This is a genomic window from Deltaproteobacteria bacterium (assembly GCA_020845775.1).
In the GTDB taxonomy this organism is placed as follows: Bacteria; Bdellovibrionota_C; UBA2361; order SZUA-149; family JADLFC01; genus JADLFC01.
Genome location: JADLFC010000048.1, coordinates 1 through 4,718, shown reverse-complemented (window position 1 = coordinate 4,718; position 4,718 = coordinate 1). Strand labels below are relative to the sequence as shown.

Annotated in this window: 3 protein-coding genes; all 3 read left to right on the top strand. The window is 47.2% G+C overall.

From position 1 onward, the window contains the following. Nucleotides 1-151 precede the first annotated feature (151 nt). Nucleotides 152-1,348 (top strand): MFS transporter, encoded by a 1,197-nt coding sequence (locus IT291_03350; protein MCC6220259.1) that lies wholly within the window; start codon nt 152-154, stop codon nt 1,346-1,348. Between the two features lie 48 nt (nt 1,349-1,396). After that, on the top strand, nt 1,397-2,506 hold the full coding sequence (locus IT291_03345; protein ID MCC6220258.1) for an ABC transporter substrate-binding protein: 1,110 nt from the start codon (nt 1,397-1,399) through the stop codon (nt 2,504-2,506). 112 nt (nt 2,507-2,618) lie between these two features. Next, the coding region (locus IT291_03340; GenBank protein ID MCC6220257.1) for a large extracellular alpha-helical protein at nt 2,619-4,718 on the top strand (2,100 nt) is incomplete at its 3' end.

Sequence of the window (4,718 nt, the reverse complement as noted above, 5' to 3'; positions counted from 1 at the left end):
TACCATTTACAAAAAGGATTTTTGTAAATGGTATAAACAGCAAGTGCGTAAGCACTTGCCAATAAACAACAAATACCGTTTCCAAAAAGTAAAATATTTAACTTACTTTTTGGAAACGGTATAGGCGTTACTCTAAAAAGAAACTTAACAGATGATTTTTTTTCGCAAATTAGCCCAAATACCTAGGACCATCTGGGCGCTGGGGTTTGTGAGCATGTTTATGGATATCTCGTCGGAGATGATTCATGCGGTGCTTCCGCTGTTTCTCGTCTCCTCGCTGGGAACTTCTGTCACGATGGTTGGCGCCATCGAAGGTTTGGGAGAGACGGTGGCCTATGGGTCTAAGGTATTTTCGGGAATCTTGAGCGATTACCTAAAAAAACGAAAGCTTTTAGCGTGCATAGGCTATGGTTTGTCAACAGTCGTAAAGCCGCTCTTTGCGCTCGCTTGGTCACCATTGTTGGTTTTAATAGCACGAATATTGGACCGTTTGGGTAAAGGCATTCGTGGAGCTCCGAGGGACGCACTGATAAGTGAAGTTTCTCCACCCGAGCTACGAGGAGCCTGTTTTGGTCTTCGCCAGTCACTAGACACCATCGGTGCAATCATTGGGCCACTTCTCGCTATAATATTGCTCTCTCTTTTTAGCAACGGTTACCGACTGATATTTTGGCTAGCATTTATACCGGCCGCTATATCGGTAGCTCTCTTGGTTTTTGGCGTTGAAGATGTGAAAGAAAAGAGTTTGGCCGAACTAGCGACCGACGAGGTAAAGTTTCAAGGAGTTCGCGGTCTCCCCCGCGATTATTGGTTAGTCGTATGTCTCGGCTGCGTTGTGGCGTTTTCTCGCCTAGGTGAGGGCTTTTTGATTCTCCGAGCTGTGTCGGTAGGTTATTCAATGGCACTAGCTCCAGTTATTATGGTGGTGATGAATGTTGCCTACACTCTTAGTAGCTATCCCGCTGGGCATCTCTCAGATCGCATCGACCGTCGCAAGATGTTGCTAGTGGGGATGATGCTACTAGGCGTTAGTGACTTAACGCTGTCACTCTGGGCGACACCATTAGGTGTATTCGTAGGAACGGCTTTTTGGGGATTACACATGGGTTTTACCCAAGGAGTCGTCGCTGCAATGGTGGCCGAGACAACGCCGAAAGAACAACGTGGTAGCGCATATGGACTACTGAATATGTTTATGGGAATCACTCTGTTGACCTCGGGTCTGCTGGGAGGACTAATTTGGGATAGCTTTGGTCCGAGTAGCATGTTCGCCATGGGAGCTGTATTTGTGGGCGTGGCTATCGTAGCAGTGATAGTTAGTTCCGGCTCATGTCGAGTTAAATATTAAATGATCGAGATGGGAATGCTAAAACTTCTTTTTTAAGGGCGTAATAAAATGAGCTTTATGACTATGACTAAGACAATAAGAACCATCTGTTATTACGCAGTAGGCATTGTGGGGTTTTTTGCATACGCGCCGTACGCACATCCGCAGGAAGAAACAGGCACTATCAATGTTGGCTTTATCGGTGCGTTTAGCGGTTCTGCTCAGGCATACGGAGATGCATCGCGTAACGGTTTTGAGCTAGCCCTACAAGAGCTCCAGGAAAAAAGGATTAAGGTGATATATGAAGACGACCAGCTTACACCTCTAAAAACTGTTTCGGCCTTTAACAAACTCTTAGCTTCAAATGATAATATAGACCTAGTAATCACGCTTGCTTCTGGTCCTTCAAGTGCGGTGGCACCGCTGGCCCAAAAAAAGGGCATAGCGCTACTTGCGTGGGCGAGCGATAGGCGGGTGTCGGAATCACGCCCCATGGTAATACGCTCATATCCTAGCGGAGAAGCAGAGGGAGAGTTAGCCGCTTGCGAGGCAAAAAAACGAGCTGCTGGAAAAAACATAGGCATGCTCATATCTAACAACCCATATTGTCAATCCTGGAGAAACGGGGTAGTCCCGGCTATAGGTGCAGAAGGCATAAAGATGGATGAAGAGTTATCGGAAGACCTAACAGATTTTAAACCATTACTGCTTAAGGCTAAATCGAAAGGGATAAAGGCTTTCGGAATCTGCTTAAATTCTGGACAGAATTCGCTCTTTGCTAGACAGGCCAAGCAGATTTTAGGGGAGCTCTTAATTTTTGGCTGTGAGTACCTACACGACAAAGCTGAAATTCAGATGGCAAACGGCGCTTTAGTTGGCAGCTGGTTTGCAACCATAGAGACGACCGCCGATTTTCGCCAGAGGTACGTTAAAAAATTTGGGAACGATAATGTGTTGTCGGGTGCCGCAGTGCATTATGATATCGCCTATATGCTTAGCGATATTTTAAAGAAAAAGGAGACAGTGGATCTAACAAAAGCGCTGCTGTCATTAGGAAAAAGACATGGTGCTATTGGAGCCTATGAACTGAAGGACGAGGGCGGAGACCGCTATATCGATGCTAAACTAGCCATAAAGGAAGTAACGCCTGAGGGCTTTGTGGTTAGGGAGTGCAATTAGAGCTTCCTCCGGAATATTAGCAACTAGGAGACAGCTTCTCAGACGCCAGATTGAAAAGTACAAATGCGACAGGGCTCTCACTTAGCCGGTCTACTCAGGCAGGAAACTTCTTATGAAAAAATTTCTACTAGCCCTACTCGTCCTTTGCTTAAGCACTCTTGCCCAAACAACTTGCTTTGCAGAGGACTCGGCGACAACTCGGCAAGAGGAGGAGCTACGCATAATTCGCATCACTCCTGATGGCGAGGATGTGCCGGTGGGTCGTCAGATAGTGATAGAGTTCGATCGAGCAGTTGTGCCGCTGGGCAGAATGGAGCGCACTAGCGCTGAGATTCCCATAAATATCTCGCCAGCGCTTGATTGTCAGTGGCGATGGTTAAACACCAATTCGCTTGCGTGTAACCTGGATGAAAAAAGTGAGCTCAAGCTTGCTAGCGCCTACGAGGTTATAGTCAATCCCGGTATTAGGACAATAGATGGGGCTACGATAACTTCGCCGTACAGCCATAGATTTATTACCGAACGTCCCGATGCGCGATATACCTGGTTTCGCACATGGGAATCCCCTAGTAGTCCGGTAATTCGGCTAACCTTTAACCAGTCCGTAACAAAAACTTCGGTTGCTAAACACCTGCACTTTTCGCTTTCCGATAGCCCACAAACTCGAATACCTGCCATGGTCACTCCCGATCCCGACGATTCCGAAATCCCCCAAGTCGTCCATGTTCCAGGGGAAAAATACTCCCTAAGCTTCGATGAGGAAACGCGCCACAGCGACGAGGATTTAAGAAATGCCGACGGAGAAGAAGCCCGAAGAATATGGATAATTCGTCCGCGAAAAGAACTACCTCTGGATATAGCCGTTAGCCTGATAAGTGAACCAGGCCTAGTTTCAGCCTGGGGAGGCGAAAAAAGCGTAACAAACCGCGAGCTAGTGCGCTTCTTCACCTTCCCTGAATTTAAGTTTGTTGGCATCAAATGTTCCACTAATAGCGGCCTACAGATAATGCTTAACGCTAACCCTAGCATACAGAGCGCTCAGCTTTGCAATCCTCAACAACCAATAGCCCTATCCTTTAGCTCTCCGGTATTGCCCTCACAGGTTAAGAAACATTGCAGCTTTAGCCCAGATTTGGCAGGCGGTAGAACCGACTACGACCCCTGGGGATCCTTGGAGGATGAATATTCAAGCCTAAGCCAGCCACATCGACAAGGACAGACTTATGAAATTCATCTTCCCACTGGACTAAAGGCGGCCCAAAGATATTCGGTCTCAATTACGACGCAGGAAGTTGGATTCTTAGAGCGCCTGTTGCAACAAATGCCCACTGCTGCTAGCGAAACTGACTCGCCCGTGACAACGAAACTACAAGATGAGTTTGGCCGCACACTATCGAGCCCCTTCGCAATTGACTTTGAAACCGCTCACCGCAATCCCAATTTTGAAATAGTGCATCGCGATGCTGTGCTAGAAAAAGATATCGACAGCGACGTTCCACTATATGTAAACAATTTAGATCGCATACAATTTAGATATCGCGCAGTAACTCCAAATCGCGTTATCCAAAACCAAGTAACTGTACAAGACATTCCTCCGGTAGATGACATACAGTTTGCAATTCCCTTTAAAGTGCGCGAAATGCTCCACGGCCAGTCTGGCGCAATATATGGCTCACTAAACACCGAACCGCCAGTCTATAAATCCGACATAAGATCGCCGCACAGATTGTTTGCTCAAGTTACCCCTTATCAACTCCACGTTAAACTAGGACATTTTAACACCCTAGTATGGGTTACCGATCTACAAAGAGGGGACGTCGTCCCTGGCGCACGAGTAACGCTTTACCGCGATGCCCTCTCGACCCTTTCAGCACCAAAAGATGTTTTGGCGGTTGGGACCACAAATTCTGAGGGCATTGCTACTTTAAAAGGCAGTGAGGATATAGATCCTCAACTTGTCCTTGCTCCATCGTGGGATTACAGCGCTAATTCCGACGCTAAAACACGGCTCTTCTTGCGAGTAGACAAGGGTAACGACATGGCGCTCATGCCGCTATCTCAGGATTTTCTCATAGACACCTGGCACGCATCCGGTGAGACAATCTATGAGGTTAACGAGCAGAAGTTTGGCCATCTGCGTGCTTGGGGAACAACGGCACAAGGAATTTACCGCCTAGGCGACACTATTCAGTACAAGTTTTATCTGCGTAAC

What these genes read in the sequence shown, in the direction of transcription:
- IT291_03350 (MCC6220259.1), top strand. Translation starts at nt 152, where the DNA reads ATGATTTTTTTTCGCAAATTAGCCCAAATACCTAGGACCATCTGGGCG.
- IT291_03345 (MCC6220258.1), top strand. Translation starts at nt 1,397, where the DNA reads ATGAGCTTTATGACTATGACTAAGACAATAAGAACCATCTGTTATTAC.